Below are 16,909 nucleotides of genomic sequence, written 5' to 3' on the forward strand. Positions count from 1 at the left end.
GTGAATAGCGGATTTACGGACATACTCTTACTACTCGCAATAGCCGTTTTGCTGGTTTGGGCATTTCGAAAAATCAAACTGCCAGCTATTTTGGCCTACCTTGTTGCCGGTATTGTTGCGGGGCCAGATGTACTGGCTTGGATATCCGATCCTGATGAGTATCATTTTGTCGCCGAGCTCGGTGTGGTGTTGTTGCTATTTTCTCTTGGCCTTGAATTCTCTCTGCCAAAAATGATTGCCATGCGTGGCCAAGTATTTGGCCTTGGGGCCGGACAAGTTGTGCTGTGTACTGCGTTATTCGCCTTTTTAGCTGTTTTCTTTGTTAACGACTGGAGCACAGCGTTTATTGTTGGCTGTACCTTGGCCCTGTCTTCAACAGCTGTTGTTATCAAACAACTTGGCGAGTCGTCGCAATTAACCTCAAAGAAGGGCCAACTGACGGTTGCGGTGCTGTTGTTTCAGGATATTGCCGTAGTACCTATGTTGATTATTATTCCGCTACTCGCCTCAAACAGCGATATATCAATGTGGGAGAGTCTTGGCTATGCACTACTAAAAGGCACGGGTGTTGTTATTGTGCTGATGGCCATTGGTAAATGGGTGTTACCGCATGTTTTTCGAGAGATAGCAAAGTTACGAACTGACGAGTTGTTTGTTCTGGCAACGCTGTTAGTAGCCCTTGTTGCAGGGGGGATGACGCATTTATTTGGTTTATCGATGGCTCTCGGTGCGTTTTTGGCGGGAATGATGTTGGGCGAGAGCAAGTATAAGCATCAGCTGGAAGCAGATATCCGACCCTTTAGAGATATCCTGATGGGGTTATTTTTTATTACCGTGGGCATGCAGTTAGACTTTAATGTGTTTGTCGCGAACTTGCATTGGATTATCGCAATCGTTATTGCTGTTGGCCTTATAAAGTTGGTTGTGGTGCGCGCGTTAGCTGGGTTTATGGATGAGCGCAAAGAAGATGCGTGGGGCGCCGGTTTAATGTTGTTCCAGATGGGCGAGTTTGGCTTTGTTCTCGCATCGTTGGCATTAAGTTTCCAATTGCTCGAAGCGAGCGTCGCATCGATGCTGGTTGGGGTAGGTGTGTTTGGTATGGCGCTTACGCCGCTGGTTATTCAACGATGCCGTAATGTCGTCGATTTCATCTTACGTAAAAAGGAAGAAGACGATGGCGTGGGGTTGCCGCAGCCACACGATGAGCGCTCACGCGTACTCATTTTGGGCTTCGGTCGTGTCGGCCAGACCGTTGCGCGCTTTCTCACCAACGAAGGGATTGATTATCTCGCTATCGATCACGACGCGAAACGTGTGCAAGAAGCTGTTGCGGGCGGCTCAAAAGTGTTTTTTGGTAATGCCGTAAGGCGCGATATTCTGCAAGCCGTGCATGCAGATGAAGCTGAATTGATCATTATTAGTTTCGCTGATGATGAGCGAGCACTCGATGTGTTAAAAGCAATTCGTCATATCAATGAGCATGCCGAGATTATCGTACGTAGTCGCGACGATATGCGCCTAAAAGCGATGATGGACGCGGGAGCAACGCAGGTTGTTCCGGATACTTTAGAAGCGAGCCTGATGTTGGTGTCCCAAATTTTAAGTCGTTCTGGTATTCCAATACGAAAAATTCTGTCCCGTTTAGATCAAGCACGTCGGTCACATTATGGTGACATGCATGGCTTCTACCCAGGTGAAACTACGGATATGGACCCGGAGAAGCTCGACCGGCTGCAGTTCTTACACGCTGTTGCGTTGCCTCAAAATGCGTTTGCGTGCGGTAAAAAACTAATTGATCTGGCTCTTGACGACCTAAACTTGCAGATCAAGTCAGTACGCCGTGGCGATCAAGAGTTCTCCGAGGTACACGGTGACTTTGCGTTACAACACGACGATGTGGTGCTGCTTGCCGGTGGGCCAAGAGCTATTGAGGCTGGTGAGAGTTATTTATTAAACGGATAACTAAGTTTGTTTACAACTGCTAACACATTGTTACTAACGGATTACTGCAGACTTCGTCATACTAGAGACTGAAAAATTTATTTTTTGCGAAAGACTCATTCATGGAACCGAGACGTCATGGCATTTAAAAAACGCGCTTTATTACCACCTCTTATTCTTTTTGTCGCTATTCTCTTGTTGGTGGCGATGATCACCTTGCGCCCGCAACCTCCTGAGCGCTCCAATGAACGACCACCAGTGCTTGTCGACGTATTAGAAGTGCAACCTGAGACAGTGCGTTTTAAGGTGTCAGGTCAGGGTAACGTGAAACCTAAGCATATGACCAACCTAGTTACACAGGTAAGCGGTCAAATCACCGAGGTTGCCGATAATTTCGTGAACGGGGGCTTTTTCAAAAAAGGTGAAGTGTTATTACAGATTGATACCGCTGACTATCGCGTTGCGCTGCAAACTGCCAAAGCCTCTTTAGCACAAGCGAAGGCTGGACTCGCCGAAGAGAGTGCTCGCGCTCAAGTTGCGAAAGAAGAGTGGGAATCGTTGCAAATGGGCGAGATTCCTGCACTGGGTATTCGTGAACCTCAGGTAGCAAGTGCTGTTGCGGCAGTTCAGTCCGCAGAAGCCGCAGTCGCAAAGGCAGAACGTGATCTTGATCGAACTACTGTTCGTGCGCCATACGATGGTATTTTGCAGAATAAAAATGTCGATATTGGTCAGTTTGTGTCAGTGAACACCCAAGTGGGTTTGCTGTACGGTTCAGAAGTGGCTGAGGTTCGAGTACCGCTGAGTGATCGCGATCTTGCATACATAGACTTGCCTGAATCGGGTCATGAAGGCGCTTACCCGCAAGTTATGCTGACCAGCGATGTTGCTGGAACGGCCTATACTTGGCGCGGAAGTTTGGTTCGCAGCGAAGGCATCTTAGATAGTAATAGCCGCGTCATTTATGGCGTTGTCGAGGTTGAAGACCCGTACAACCAAGAGTCAGAAATTCATGAAGTGCCATTGCGATTTGGGCGTTTTGTTCAATTGGTTATCGATGGTATCGAAGCGCAACAAGTGTATCGTGTACCGCGCTACGCGTTATCAATAGATGACAAATTATGGGTGGTGGACGAAGAGCGTCGAATTCAAAAACGCGACGTAAATGTTATGCGCGCTGAAGCGAATTACGTGGTCATCAACGAGGGCTTAAACGCGGGCGATATTGTCGTATTAACTCAGCTATCCAATGCGCTGCCGAGCATGAAGGTTCGTATTCCGGGTGATCCTATTATCGAACAGCAAGAAACACCAGATTCAAAAACCGCTGAAGTAACAGGAAGCAACGAATGAGCCAATACGATATCGATCCCAAAAAGGGCATCATCGCGTGGTGGGCAAATAATACTGTTGCTGCCAACCTGCTGATGGCGTTGATAATTATTACCGGTATTTTCATGACGGGGCAGGTGCGCAAGCAAATGTTCCCAGAGATTGAATTGAATATTATTAGTGTGCAAGTTCCGTTCCCGGGCGCTGCGCCACAAGAAGTTGAGCAAGGCGTCTTGGTTCGTATAGAAGATGCGATTGAAGATGTAAACGGTATTGAGCGAGTTACCTCAACGGCGCGAGAAGGCAATGGTTCCGTTTCCATCGAAGTGGAAAGCGGCTACGACGTGCAGGTGGTGATGGATGAGGTGAAGATGCTCATCGATGCTATCCCTAGCTTTCCACAGCAGATTGAAAAGCCGAATATTTATCGGATACGTCCGCAGCGACAAGTTATCTGGATTAGTGTTTTTGGTGAGCTCGAAGAAGGGCCGCAAAAAGAACTTGCTAAAACGATTCGAGACGACCTGAAAAATATTGGTGGTATCACCAAAGTCGAGGTGGTTGGGGCGCGTGATTACGAAATTTCGGTCGAAATTTCTGAAGCGGATTTACAGCGTTACAATTTAACCTTCCAAGAAATTGTGGCCGCAGTTCGCGGCACTTCGCTTGACGTTGCGGGTGGCTCAATCCGTACTCCGAATGGTGATATTTTACTACGCGCGAACAATCAAGCTTATGTGGGTGACGAATTTGAAAAAATAGTTCTGATTAACCGGCCGGATGGAACGCGTTTAACGCTTGGTGATATTGCTAAAGTGCAGGATGCATTTATTGAGCGCCGCCGCTTTACGCGTTTCGATGGTGCATCAGCAACCTTTGTTCGGGTTGATTCGGTCGGCGATCAGAATGATTTAAAAATAGCCGAAGTGGTTCGCAGCTACGTTGAACGTAAACAAAAGGAGTTGCCACCACAGGTTGAGATAGCGCACTGGGGGGATTCTTCCTACTACTTGAATGACCGTCTGGACTTGATGATCGACAACATGTTGTTCGGTGGTGCGCTGGTATTTATTATGCTGGCCTTGTTCCTCCAGTTACGATTGGCATTTTGGGTCATGATTGGTATTCCGCTTTGTTTCTTAGGAACCATTGCGCTGATGCCATTACCTATGTTCGATATCTCGATTAATATGATTTCTTTGTTCGGCTTCATATTAGTACTGGGGATAGTGGTCGACGATGCCATAGTCATCGGCGAGAGTGCGTATTCGGAAATTGAAAAGAATGGCAAGTCAGTTGATAACGTTGTTATTGGCGCTAAGAAAGTTGCTATGCCAGCCACGTTCGGGGTGTTGACCACTATGGTCGCCTTTATTCCGATGCTAATGGTTGAAGGTGGTATGGGGGCAATTTGGGAGTCGATCGCTTGGGTGGTTATTCTTTGCTTGGCCTTCTCGTTGATTGAGTCCAAATTTATTTTGCCGGCGCACATCGCCAAGATGAAGTTTTCGAAAGACAAATTGCAGAAACAAAATGGCTTTCAGCGAGTTCGAAATAAGATATCTGGTGGTTTGCTTTACTTTGCAAAAACTTACTATCAACCATTTTTGAAGAAGTGTTTGCATTACCGCTATACCACACTTGCCTCTTTTGTTGGTTTGTTCATTCTTGCCGTTGGCCTCATCGCTGGCGGAACGGTGCGTTGGGTGTTCTTCCCGAACATTCCAAGTGACTTTATTCAGGCACGCGTTGAAATGCAGCCTGGCGCTTCAGAAGAATCAACCATTCGTACTTTGCAGCGTATTGAAGAGTCGTTGATGAACGTTGACGCTGAAGCAGAAGCTGATAATGGCGATAATATCGTTAAGCACACCAATATTTGGATGAACGGTACCACCAGCGGAACAGTTTTTGCCGAATTAGAAAAAGGTGAAAATAGAAACTTGGACGGTTTCGCCATAATTAATAATTGGCGTGAATCGACGCCGGATATGGCTGGTGTTAAGGCGTTGAATTTTCAAGGTAGCATTGGTGGCGGCGGCGGTTTTGACGTCGAATTCCAACTGACAGGTGATAACCTGGAAGAGCTGGCCGCTGCAGCAACCATACTGAAGCAAGACTTGGGGCAATTCGATGGTGTGTTCGACATTGAAGACACCTTTGGCGAAGGGAATGATGAAATTATTCTTGAGCTAAAACCTCTGGCAACCGCAATGGGTATCACCCTACAAGAGCTCGCGAATCAAGTTCGCTATGCGTTCTATGGTGCCGAGGCGCAGCGTCTTCAGCGTGATGACGAAGAAGTGAAGGTTATGGTTCGCTATCCGTTATCGGAGCGTCAGTCGGTCGGTAACCTCGAAGACATGAAATTACGCACTGCTGACGGTTCACTGATACCATTTACAGAACTTGCCGATATACGTTTTGCGAAAGGCTATAACACCATAACCCGTATCAATCGGGAACGTTCGGTAAACGTTCGAGCCCGTGTCGACAAGGATAAAGTTCAACCATTTGATATTGTACGGCAGGTTCGTGAGGACAAAATTCAACCAATTTTAGATCGCTATCCTTCGGTTGGTTTCCAGCTCGAAGGCGCATCGCAAGATGAAGCTGAAGCAACAAACTCACTTGCGATTGGGTTCCTGTTGGCGTTGTTTGCGATTTACGCATTGATGGCAATTCCGTTGAAGTCCTACAGCCAGCCACTCATCATTATGTCGGTTATACCATTCGGTATGATTGGTGCGGTTGTTGGGCACTGGGTTTTAGGCATGCCGATATCGATTTTGAGTTTGTTCGGTATCATAGCGTTGGCGGGGGTTGTGGTTAACGACTCACTGGTTATGGTGGACTACGTGAACCGAGCCCGTTCGGAAGGTGAAAGCCTACGTAAAGCGGTTGCCGAGGCTGGGGTTGCGCGGTTTCGGGCCATTATACTGACCTCGTTAACCACGTTCTTTGGCTTACTGCCCATCGTGTTGGAAAAGAGCTTACAAGCCAAAATCGTTATTCCAATGGCGATTTCGTTAGCGTTCGGTATTTTGTTCGCAACAGTTATTACATTATTGCTGGTGCCATGCTTGTACCTGATACTTAACGATACGCGCCGGGGCATGAAAACCATGTTGAGTTGGTATGGTCTCGCGAAGCCACCTGAACCGAAATCAGAACAACACAATTCCGTCACATAATGTTAAACTATTGACCTTAAACTAATATGAGCTAGCAGCAATTGTGCTGCTAGCCTTGTATGCATAGGAAGGTCATACATGAATTTGGCGCTCATCGACATTGTCGCATTAGTGTTTTTCGTGACTGTGTGGTTCACCTACACGCAGTTTGCTCGAATCCGAGCCCGTTCTACCTATAGTCTATCCCATATTTTGCGCCAACTTCGTATCGACTGGATGCGCACGTTAACGCGCAAAGAACACCAAATTGCTGATGCTGCTCTACTAGGTAATGTGGAGCGCACAGTAACATTCTTTGCCTCGTCTACCGTACTGGTGTTAGCCGGTGTGCTAACACTGTTGGCGTCAGCCGATAAAGTTGTGGAAGTACTGCGCTCTATTCCTTATACAGCGGATACATCGCCTGACAAAGTGCAGTTTAAGCTAGCAGTGTTGGCGTTGATGTTTGTGTTTGCTTTTTTTAAATTCACTTGGTCTATTCGTCAGTTTGGCTTTGTTTCAGTGCTTATGGGGGCAGCCCCCCAATACCGGTCAACTGACTTTGATGATGAGCAACGCGAAGTGTTCGCGCGGCAAACGGCCAAAGTCATCGATCAAGCAGGGCATGAGTATAATAATGGCTTGCGCGCGTACTATTTCGCTTTAGCCTTTTTCTGTTGGTTCATTCATCCGTATCTATTTATTTGCTCCACCGCAATTGTAGTGCTTGTGTTATATCGCCGTGAATACCGTTCAAAGGTTTTACGCGCATTGCTGGCCACGAAAGGGTGGGAGCCAGGTCCGATTAAAGAAAATGGAGATTCGCAGTGACACTTGATGTATTGAAGTGGACAATCGCCACATATTTTAACGAGTTAGGTCAGCAAATTAATGATCTGCCGCCCGTCTTAGGCCCCTACGAAGGTGAGTGTCTCATAGGCACTCAGCAGCCAGTTATTGGTGGGCATGTTGAGTTTTGGGATGCGGGTGTGGTGGTGATTGAGCCAGACGAACCACAGGGCAAGGACGTGATTATTTCGTGCGCCGTGCATGGTGACGAGACGGCGCCAATTGAAATGGTCCGAGATATGTTGCATGACATTTTTGCGGGCAAATTTCAGGTTAAACAGCGCACATTATTTCTGATTGCAAACCCTGCTGCTATTGTGAATGGCACACGCTTTGTCGATATAAATATGAATCGACTGTTTAGCGGAGCGCACCGCAAAGGCTCCACGCAAGAGCATCAGCGCGCGGAAAAGATCGAGCAGTACGTAACGCGTTTTTATAAGCAAAAGCAACGATTCCATTATGATCTTCATACGGCGATTCGAGACTCTGCTCATGAAAAATTTGCGGTTTACCCATTTTCCCATGGGGCACCTTACAAAAAGGAGCAATTAACCTTTTTGGCGCAATGCGGTATCGACACCATCTTGTTGAATCAAGCTCCGACAACAACATTCAGTTATTACAGCGTTCGCGCGCACAATGCGGATGCGTTTACAGTTGAGTTAGGAAAGGTTCGCCCGTTTGGCGAAAATGATATGACGCGATTTGCTGCTGCGGACGCTATGTTCCGTAAACTTATTAGTACAAATGAACTTGAACTGCCGGCATTTAATGGCGCGCGCCATCATGTGTACGATGTATGCCGTACCATTGATCGGACTCAGCAAAACTTTCGTTTAAACTTCCCAGACGATGTCGCGAATTTCACAGAGTTTGAGCAAGGGTACCTGCTAGCAACCGACGGCGACACCGAATATAGGGTTGAGCAGGCAGGCGAGCGAATTATATTTCCAAATGCCGATGTGGCAATTGGACAACGTGCTTTGTTGACTGTTGTTCCGGTGCCTCTCGATAAATTAGAACTGGTCTGATTTTGTGTTTTTATGATGCACGCTGTTTGCATGTCAGTTGACGTAAAGGTAAAGTGTGCGCAATTTTTCTTAGAACGAGAAAGTTATGGCGAAAGATAAACAACATCAGTTGGACATCGTGACCAAACCGGAGTTTTTAGACGGTTCGGCGTTGAAAATTCCAATGTTCCAAATCCTCGCAGAGGATGGCACGATTCGTAAAGGCGCTGAAGCTCCAGCAATGGACAAAGACTTAGCGTTAAAGATTTTCGACACGATGCAATTTATCCGCATTCTTGACGAGCGCATGATTGCAGCGCAGCGCCAAGGGCGTATCAGCTTCTATTTGTCTTCACTCGGTGAAGAAGCTGCGAGTATCGGCTCTGCAGCAGCACTTGATGATGGCGACATGATCATGGGCCAATATCGTGAGCAGGGCGCATTAGCGTTCCGTGGGTTCACGGTTGAGCAGTTCATGAACCAGTTGTTCTCTAATGAGCGCGACCTCGGTAAAGGCCGTCAGATGCCTGTGCATTATGGTTGTGCGGATTTAAACTTCATGACCATTGCATCGCCTTTGGCAACGCAAATTCCACAAGCGACTGGCTACGCATATGGCCAGAAAATGGAAAAGTCAGGTAAATGCACCATCTGCTATTTCGGTGAAGGCGCCGCCTCAGAGGGCGACTTCCATGCAGCATTAAACATGGCAGCAGTTTATAAGGTTCCAGCAATATTCTTCTGCCGTAATAACGGCTATGCAATTTCTACGCCTTCACAAGGCGAGCAATATGCTGGCGACGGCATTGCTCCGCGCGGAGTTGCCTATGGCATGAAAACGATTCGCGTTGATGGCAACGACTTGTTTGCAGTTTATCAAGCTACGTTGTTGGCACGTAAACTTGCTGTTGAAGAGAATGAGCCCGTGCTAATTGAGGGTATGAGCTACCGTATGGCAGGGCATTCCACGTCAGACGACCCAACCGGTTACCGTACTCGTGAAGAAGAAGATGCGTGGCGTGCAAAAGATCCTGTTGTTCGCTTCCAGAAGTGGTTGCAGAAGCAAGAGTGGATCACCGAAGCGCAAGCGCAAGAAAATTACGACAGTAAAAAAGCAGCCGTATTGGCAGCTTTGAAGTCAGCTGAAACGGTTCCTGTGCCGCATATTGATGAAATTATCAATGACGTATACGACACGCCTCCGAAACACCTCAAGCAACAACTTGAGGCGCTTAAAGCGCATATTCGCAAATACCCGGATGCTTATCCGAAAACAGCGTCGCGTATTGACGGAGGTGAGAAGTAATGGCCAAGATGAACCTGTTACAAGCCATCAATAATGCACTTGATATTGCGATGGCAAAAAGTGAAAAAGTTTACAGCTTTGGTGAAGATACCGGTTCCTTTGGTGGTGTGTTTCGCGCTACGTCAGGGTTGACCGAAAAGTATGGGCGCCACCGTAACTTTAATACGCCGCTAGTTGAGCAAGGTATTATTGGCTTTGCCAATGGTTTAGCTTCGCAAGGTAGCTATGCAGTTGCAGAAATTCAGTTCGGCGATTATATCTTCCCGGCGTTTGACCAAATCGTAAATGAGTCTGCAAAATTCCGTTACCGCTCAGGTAACGAGTTTAACGTGGGTGGATTGACGATTCGTACGCCTTACGGCGGCGGCATAGCGGGGGGACACTACCACTCGCAATCTCCAGAAGCCTATTTTGCGCATACACCAGGCTTGAAAATTGTCATGCCACGCAACCCATACATGGCTAAAGGGTTATTGCTCAGTGCAGTTTTTGATAAGAATCCAGTGTTATTTATGGAGCCAAAACGCCTTTACCGTGCATCGGTTGGCGAAGTGCCAGAAGAAGAGTACACGCTAGAGCTTGGTAAAGCGGATATCGTTAAAGAAGGTAAAGACATTACCTTGCTGGCGTGGGGTGCTCAGGTTGAAATGGCCGAGAAAGCCGCGGAACTTGCAGCGAAAGACGGCATTGATTGTGAAATTATCGACTTAGTCAGTATTTTGCCTTGGGATGTTGAAACCGTTGCCGCGTCTGTGCGCAAAACAGGGCGTTTAGTTGTCACGCAAGAAGCACCAATTACCGCCGGTTTTGCCAGCGAAGTGGCCTCAACAATCCAAGAAGAATGCTTCTTGTACCTTGAGTCGCCGATTGCCCGGGTGTGCGGCTTAGATACTCCGTATCCATTAAGCCACGAAAAAGAATATTTTGTTGATCACCTGAAAGTTTACGAAGCGATTAAAGCTTCGATGACCTACTAAGAGGCCCATGACATGAGTAAAGATTTTATCTTACCAGACATCGGCGAAGGTATTGTCGAATGCGAAATCGTCGAGTGGTTGGTCAAAGAAGGCGACACCATTAAGGAAGACCAGGCCGTAGTTGATGTCATGACCGACAAAGCGTTGGTGCAGATTCCAGCGAAAGAAGATGGTGTTGTTGCCAAGTTGTACTATGCAAAAGGTGACATTGCCAAGGTGCATGAGCCATTATTTGCGATTGACTCTGGTAGTGACAACGCTGGTACTGTCGCTACTGAAGGCGCGAAAGAAACCGCGCAAAAAGAGCAACCGGAAGCTAAAACCGAAGCCTCAGGTTCAACGGTTACAGACTTTATTCTGCCAGACATTGGCGAGGGTATTGTTGAATGTGAAATTGTTGAATGGCAGGTGAAAGAAGGCGACACCGTTGAAGAAGACCAGGCTGTGGTTGATGTGATGACTGATAAAGCCTTGGTGCAAATTCCAGCCAAAGAAACAGGCGTGGTTGAAAAGCTTTATTACAAGCAAGGTGACATTGCCAAAGTGCATGAGCCATTGTTTGCGGTTCGAGTAGCGGGTGGGGCGAGTTCAGATACGTCGTCTTCTGGCGCTGTAAACGCTAAACAGGATTCATCTGAAGTCGCGGTTAGTAAACCAGCCACAGGTTCGACAGAAGCGCCTGAGCCTGCGCGTCAGGGTAAGGCCATTGCTAGTCCAGCAGTGCGGCGCCGTGCGCGCGAATTGGACGTTGATTTGAGCAAGGTGGCAGGATCTGGAGCTAAAGGCCGCGTCATGAAAGAAGACGTTGAAGCTTTTGCCAGTGGCGAACAATCAAGCGAAACCGTAACGCGCAAAGCAGACTCAGCGGCAACATCGAGCACCACGTCTGCAACGGGCAATACTCGTGTGGAACCGATTCGTGGTGTGAAGGCTGCCATGGCGAAGCAAATGATGAAGTCGGTAAGCACCATTCCGCACTTTACTTATGCTGATGAATTCGATTTAACCAACGTTATTGCGCTACAGAAGCAATTGAAAGAACGCTATGCCGATAAGGGGATTCGCATCACCATGATGCCATTCTTTATCAAAGCGTTATCGTTGGCACTCAAAGAATTCCCTGTTATGAATGCGCAGGTTAATGATGACTGCACTGAAATTACGTACTTCGATGACCACAATATTGGTATGGCAGTTGATACCAAAATTGGATTGTTGGTGCCTAATGTAAAACAGGTACAAAATAAGAGTATCATCGAGGTAGCGCAGGAAGTGACGCGGTTAACGCAAGCGGCTCGTGAAGGGCGCGTTGCCCAAGAAGATATGAAAGGTGGAACAATTTCTATCTCGAACATCGGAGTTATTGGCGGAACCGTTGCTACACCAATTATCAACAAGCCAGAGGCAGCGATTGTTGCACTGGGTAAAGTGCAAGAACTGCCACGTTTTGACGCGCAAGGTAATGTTGTGGCGCGCAAAATGATGACGGCAAGCTGGTCGGGCGACCATCGTATTATTGATGGTGGCACCATCGCCCGCTTTAATAAACTGTGGCAAGAGTTTTTGGAAGACCCAACCAGCATGTTAGTGCATATGAGCTAATTTTTTGATGGTTAAATTTGAGCTAAAAAAAGGTCAGCATTGCTGACCTTTTTTTTATGTTTTTTTGTATGTTTTTACTAAAGGCTTGCGTCTTTATGTCGATAATTGAATACTGGTTTAAATTTCGAAATAGGTAACACATGGATTTTCCGGATTCAATCAAACAGCAAACTTGCATGGACTGTCTCAGCGGCCAGTCACTAGGTTTTGAAATTCGCATGGCCTTTCAGCCTATCGTTGATTTCGATAAAAAGCGGGTGATTTCATACGAAGCTTTGGTGCGGGGCCCTGAAGGGCAAGGTGCGGGCTGGGTGTTTGAGCGTATCAACGAAGATAACCGTTACTATTTTGATCAAGCTTGTCGGGTTAAAGCGATTGAAACGGCAGCCCGTTTAGGCTGTGATACTTATTTAAATATCAACTTCTTACCCAATGCTGTTTATAATCCTGAAACCTGTATTAAAGCGACTATTGAAGCCGCCGATTTGTACCAATTTGATATGACGAAGTTAGTCTTCGAAGTAACTGAAAGCGAACAAATACTCGATAAAGATCATTTACAAGACATTTTTAGCAGCTACGCAAAACGTGGCTTCAAAACAGCGATTGATGATTATGGTTCTGGTTTTGCCCGGCTTGATTGGCTAACTGATTTGAGGCCGGACATATTGAAGCTCGACATGGAACTTGTTCGTAATATTGAGCAACACCGAGCAAAGCAAGATGTTATTGTCGAGGTCATGCAACAGTGTCGCCTGCAAGGCACCCAAGTGCTTGCCGAGGGTGTAGAAACGAAAGAAGAACTTGATTGTTTACGGGGTCTTGGCTTGAATTTATTCCAAGGCTATTATTTTGCCAAGCCGGAGCTCGAGGCGTTAGCAGTAGTACCTTTTGAGAAACTTCTAGCTGAATGTGACTAACCTATAATTATAAAAATATGGCAATGACTAGCGCATTAACTTGGTTTAGATGGCCTACTTCAATGTATGCAGTTATTGCGTACTATTGCCTGTTTTTTTATCCTGCATCGTTTGCCCAAAATGTAAACGACATACTCGCTCGCCCCATACCCGAAAAACCTTTGAACGAATATGCATTGCGCTCATGGACAACGCGCGATGGCTTACCACACAACTCGGTAAATCGTATTACACAATCTGAAGAAGGGTATTTATGGCTGGCGACTTGGGAAGGTCCTGTTCGTTACAACGGCCGTGATTTTACGGTATTTGACGATATCGATGTAACCAAAATGCCGGAAGCTGGTGCACTTGATATTACGATTAATCCGAATACCAACGATATCATTGTAGCTGGCCCTCGCGGTGGCTTAGTGACCTTTGACGGTGACACCTGGCAGCCTTATAAGGTTGGTTCAGCATACGTTTTTGAAACTGTGGTTGATAGCAATAATCAAATGTGGACAGCAACTGGAGCGGGTGTTTATCGTGTCAGTGCTGATGGTAATCACCGGCACTATACCGTCGCTGATGGTTTACCTGATGTTGCCGCTTTTCGCCTGTATCGCTCAGAAAAAACCGCGAATCGCGCGGCTAGAATTTGGGTTGGCACGCGCGAGGGTTTGGCATATTGGGACGCCGAAACTGATCGATTTATTCAAGAAAGCTCTATTCCAAGCTCGCAGGTACGTGCCATACGAATGATTTCGAATGGAGTGATGTTAGTTGCAAGCGACGACGGTTTATTCTACCAACGCCCACAGGAGAAAAACTTCAATGTTTGGCCGCAACCTATTCGTGGGCCGATTACCGAAATTAAAGAAGGGGCGGACGGCTGTTTATGGGTAGGAACCTTTGAATACGGTTTAGGACGCATTTGTAATACGACCCAGGAATGGATAAGTATTCAGGATGGACTACCTAACTCGCACGTGCTGGATATCTTCCGTGATCGGGAAGACAATATTTGGGTTTCTACACATGGTGGTTTTGCTCAGTTACGAAAAGCGCTATTTACCAGCTATACGCCGAACCATGGATTACATGGCGCGTATGTACGTTCAGTTAACACCGATGCTCAAGGCAATATTTGGGTCGGCACAAATGACGGACTTAGCCGACAAACATCAAATGGTTTCGAACCCGTAAACTCCCACCCATTACTAGAAGCGCTTTCGGTATTAAGTATTGTTCCTGCAACTACGAACCCGTCGGTTGTTTATATCGGCTCTTATACAGAAGGGGTTCTGCAACTTACAGACGGCAATGTAACGGCCCAATTAAGTCGTAAAAATGGCTTAATTGGTAACGAGATTCGTGTCGTTAAGCCTTTAGCAAATAGCCCCTACATTTTAGTGGGCACTCCTGACGGGCTTTTCGTTGCAGAAGAAACAAAAAATGCGTTGCGGGTTGTAAAGCGCTATACCAAAGCAGATGGTATGGCGTCAGATTTTGTAACGTCCATCACCGAAGACCGCGATGGTGGATTATGGGTAGGCTCAACCAATGCGTTAAGCTACTTCGCGCCGTTAGAGGTTGAAGCTAAGTGGCAGCCCGAACCTATTGATCTCGCATTGTTCACCGAGGCACGAAATATTTTCGCGGGTACTGTTCATGCTAACCGAATATGGTTGGCAACCGCTCATGGCGTAATTACACGATCGATTCAAGAGAACGACTGGCGTTGGCTATCCCGCGACCAAGGCTTACCCTTCGATAAGCATTTCACTATCGACTTTGATGCTCAAAACAACCTCTGGCTGGGCGGCTCTCGAGGCGTACTGCGCATATCCCACGGGGAGTTAAGTGCGTGGTTAAACCAAGAGCTAGAGCAGGTGAGCTATAAGTTATTTACCGAAGCCGACGGTATGGTAAGTCGGCAGTTAACTACCGGAGGTCCTGCTTCAACGATTGATGGCAACGGTCACATTTGGTTTGCGTCGGCAATGGGCGCTATTAAAGTAAACCCTGAATTGGTAGAAGAACATGCGGTTGTATCGCCCGCAGCAGTTATTGAGTCGGTGAGTTCAGACGCAGGCAAACTTGCTTGGAACGATACCCTTGCTCCAGATAATACGCGGATAGCGTTTCAATACGTAGGTTTGGGTTATCACATGCCTGAGCATATTGAATACCAGGTGCGAATGATAGGATTTGACCAGCGTTGGATTGACCGCGGAGATACCTTACAGACTGAATATACTGCGCTACCGCCGGGCCAATACACTTTTTCAGTGCGCACCCGTTATCCCGGCGGAGATTGGTCGGCCGCAACGGATTTTAAATTTACTAAAGCCGCCTATTTTTACCAGAAGCCCTGGTTCTGGTTTATCTCGGTTCTCGCAATGATGACGTTAACGAGCACTTTGGTGCATATTCGCATTCGCAGTTTAAAGAACACACGCGCACGTTTGCAGACGATGGTACGAGAACAAACCAAAGAATTGGAAGCGCTGGCATTGCAGGACTCATTAACGGGCCTAGCAAACCGACGAGCGTTTGATCAGCAACTTGACCGCGAAGTGCGAAATAGCGAGCGTCACGATACACCGTTAACGATAGCCTTGCTTGATTTGGACTTTTTCAAACAAATTAATGATCAGTTTTTGCATGCGGGAGGCGATATCATTCTGAAGCAAGTAGCTCATTTCATCGCCGACTCTGTGCGTGAAGTTGACCACGTTGCACGATGGGGTGGTGAGGAATTTGCAATTATCTTCCCGCAAACTTCGATAGAAGAAGCGAATCAGGTTGTTGAACGCATTCGTGCAGGTATTGAGGCGATGCGCTTCAATAACGTGGACGCCAGCGCACGTGTTACGGTGAGTATTGGTATCACAGAATTATTACCGAAAATAAGCGCTGCACAACTACTTAAACAGGCCGATCGTGCTCTTTATGAAGCGAAAAGTCAGGGCCGTAACCGCATTGTTCGCGGCTACGGTGAGAGCTGAGTGCTGCGACGAATTAGCGATTAGCAATAATTCTACGCACCAAGCCTGGGAAAAATCGTTGCAAAAATGGTGCAAGTTTTGACATCCCGGAACCTACCACCACTTCCGCTTTACCTTTGGCGATAGCCTCAAGTGATTTACGGGCGCACTCTTCAGCCGAAATACCGCCCGCATTATCGGGGTCTCCGTGCCCTAATGCCGAACCGTCACCCGTTAGCGAGTTGTGAGCAACTTGCGTGTTGATGAATCCCGGTAAAATGGAGGTGGCAATCAATCCATATTGGGTCATCTCAGCGCGTAAGGCATCCATAAAGCCGATAACACCAAATTTCGCACCGTTATACCCGCTACGCAGCTTGGTGCCGACTTTACCCGCTACACTGGAAACCGTAACAATCTGCCCAGCTCGGCGTTCTACCATGCGTGGTAGAACTAATTTGGTCAGTGCAATGACACCGAAATAATCGATTTCCATGAGTTGACGATAAACGGCCATGTCTGTGTCTAGAATAAGCGAGCGCTGCGATACACCTGCATTGTTGATCAAGATATCGATGACTTGATCGCCCAATGCTTGTTCGGCGGTTTGCGCAGCCAGTTCAGGCTGACTTAAATCCAACGCCAAAACTTGATGACGCTCCGGGTGAGCAAGTTCTTTGCGCACCTGCTCTAAAGCGTCGTGACGACGCGAAGTGAGAATTAAATGTGCACCCGCAGCGGCAAGCTGCTGAGCCATGGCTAAACCGATGCCAGAAGAAGCACCGGTTAACCATACGGTTTTACCTTGAAAGTAGGTCATCGAA

The 16,909-nt window shown here is 47.2% G+C and carries 11 protein-coding genes; 10 read left to right on the top strand and 1 reads right to left on the bottom strand.

Features of this window, described 5'->3' with window-relative positions; genetic code table 11:
- The 10 genes from ACN0UY_RS00795 to ACN0UY_RS00840 all read left to right on the top strand — a co-directional run bounded on the left by ACN0UY_RS00795 (position 1) and on the right by ACN0UY_RS00840 (position 16,106).
- Positions 1 to 1,962 (top strand): cation:proton antiporter, encoded by a 1,962-nt coding sequence (locus tag ACN0UY_RS00795; protein WP_417664923.1) that lies wholly within the window; start codon positions 1 to 3, stop codon positions 1,960 to 1,962.
- Positions 1,963 to 2,079: 117 nt separating this feature from the next.
- Complete coding sequence (locus tag ACN0UY_RS00800) at positions 2,080 to 3,294, top strand: efflux RND transporter periplasmic adaptor subunit (RefSeq protein ID WP_417664924.1); 1,215 nt, start codon at positions 2,080 to 2,082, stop codon at positions 3,292 to 3,294.
- Positions 3,291 to 6,467 carry an efflux RND transporter permease subunit gene (locus ACN0UY_RS00805; protein ID WP_417664925.1) on the top strand — a complete coding sequence of 1,059 codons (3,177 nt, stop codon included), beginning with the start codon at positions 3,291 to 3,293 and terminating at the stop codon, positions 6,465 to 6,467. The genes ACN0UY_RS00800 and ACN0UY_RS00805 overlap by 4 nt, the downstream gene beginning before the upstream one ends.
- Positions 6,468 to 6,545: 78 nt before the next feature.
- Entirely contained in the window at positions 6,546 to 7,277 is a 732-nt protein-coding gene (locus ACN0UY_RS00810) for a DUF599 domain-containing protein (protein WP_128351949.1), read from the top strand.
- On the top strand, positions 7,274 to 8,329 hold the full coding sequence (gene astE / locus ACN0UY_RS00815; RefSeq protein ID WP_417664926.1) for a succinylglutamate desuccinylase: 1,056 nt from the start codon (positions 7,274 to 7,276) through the stop codon (positions 8,327 to 8,329). The genes ACN0UY_RS00810 and astE overlap by 4 nt, the downstream gene beginning before the upstream one ends.
- A gap of 85 nt (positions 8,330 to 8,414) precedes the next feature.
- Complete coding sequence (locus ACN0UY_RS00820; protein ID WP_417664927.1) at positions 8,415 to 9,614, top strand: thiamine pyrophosphate-dependent dehydrogenase E1 component subunit alpha; 1,200 nt, start codon at positions 8,415 to 8,417, stop codon at positions 9,612 to 9,614.
- Complete coding sequence (locus ACN0UY_RS00825) at positions 9,614 to 10,591, top strand: alpha-ketoacid dehydrogenase subunit beta (protein ID WP_417664928.1); 978 nt, start codon at positions 9,614 to 9,616, stop codon at positions 10,589 to 10,591. Before ACN0UY_RS00820 ends, ACN0UY_RS00825 begins: the two co-directional genes overlap by 1 nt.
- A gap of 12 nt (positions 10,592 to 10,603) precedes the next feature.
- Complete coding sequence (locus tag ACN0UY_RS00830; RefSeq protein WP_417664929.1) at positions 10,604 to 12,193, top strand: dihydrolipoyllysine-residue acetyltransferase; 1,590 nt, start codon at positions 10,604 to 10,606, stop codon at positions 12,191 to 12,193.
- Between the two features lie 140 nt (positions 12,194 to 12,333).
- Positions 12,334 to 13,113, top strand: a complete 780-nt coding sequence (locus ACN0UY_RS00835; RefSeq protein ID WP_417664930.1) for an EAL domain-containing protein — start codon at positions 12,334 to 12,336, stop codon at positions 13,111 to 13,113.
- 23 nt (positions 13,114 to 13,136) lie between these two features.
- Positions 13,137 to 16,106 (top strand): diguanylate cyclase, encoded by a 2,970-nt coding sequence (locus ACN0UY_RS00840; RefSeq protein ID WP_417664931.1) that lies wholly within the window; start codon positions 13,137 to 13,139, stop codon positions 16,104 to 16,106.
- A gap of 13 nt (positions 16,107 to 16,119) precedes the next feature.
- Here ACN0UY_RS00840 and ACN0UY_RS00845 read toward each other — a convergent pair whose 3' ends face one another.
- Positions 16,120 to 16,905 (bottom strand): SDR family oxidoreductase, encoded by a 786-nt coding sequence (locus ACN0UY_RS00845; protein WP_417664932.1) that lies wholly within the window; start codon positions 16,903 to 16,905, stop codon positions 16,120 to 16,122.
- Positions 16,906 to 16,909 lie beyond the last annotated feature (4 nt).

This window comes from Pseudidiomarina sp., assembly GCF_048268165.1.
Classification (GTDB): Bacteria; Pseudomonadota; Gammaproteobacteria; order Enterobacterales; family Alteromonadaceae; genus Pseudidiomarina.

Bases quoted from the DNA above. Each gene is read 5' to 3' on its own strand.
- ACN0UY_RS00835 (WP_417664930.1), top strand. From the start codon at position 12,334: ATGGATTTTCCGGATTCAATCAAACAGCAAACTTGCATGGACTGTCTC.
- ACN0UY_RS00845 (WP_417664932.1), bottom strand. From the start codon at position 16,905: ATGACCTACTTTCAAGGTAAAACCGTATGGTTAACCGGTGCTTCTTCT.
- ACN0UY_RS00820 (WP_417664927.1), top strand. From the start codon at position 8,415: ATGGCGAAAGATAAACAACATCAGTTGGACATCGTGACCAAACCGGAG.
- ACN0UY_RS00800 (WP_417664924.1), top strand. From the start codon at position 2,080: ATGGCATTTAAAAAACGCGCTTTATTACCACCTCTTATTCTTTTTGTC.
- ACN0UY_RS00830 (WP_417664929.1), top strand. From the start codon at position 10,604: ATGAGTAAAGATTTTATCTTACCAGACATCGGCGAAGGTATTGTCGAA.
- ACN0UY_RS00810 (WP_128351949.1), top strand. From the start codon at position 6,546: ATGAATTTGGCGCTCATCGACATTGTCGCATTAGTGTTTTTCGTGACT.
- ACN0UY_RS00805 (WP_417664925.1), top strand. From the start codon at position 3,291: ATGAGCCAATACGATATCGATCCCAAAAAGGGCATCATCGCGTGGTGG.
- ACN0UY_RS00840 (WP_417664931.1), top strand. From the start codon at position 13,137: ATGACTAGCGCATTAACTTGGTTTAGATGGCCTACTTCAATGTATGCA.
- ACN0UY_RS00825 (WP_417664928.1), top strand. From the start codon at position 9,614: ATGGCCAAGATGAACCTGTTACAAGCCATCAATAATGCACTTGATATT.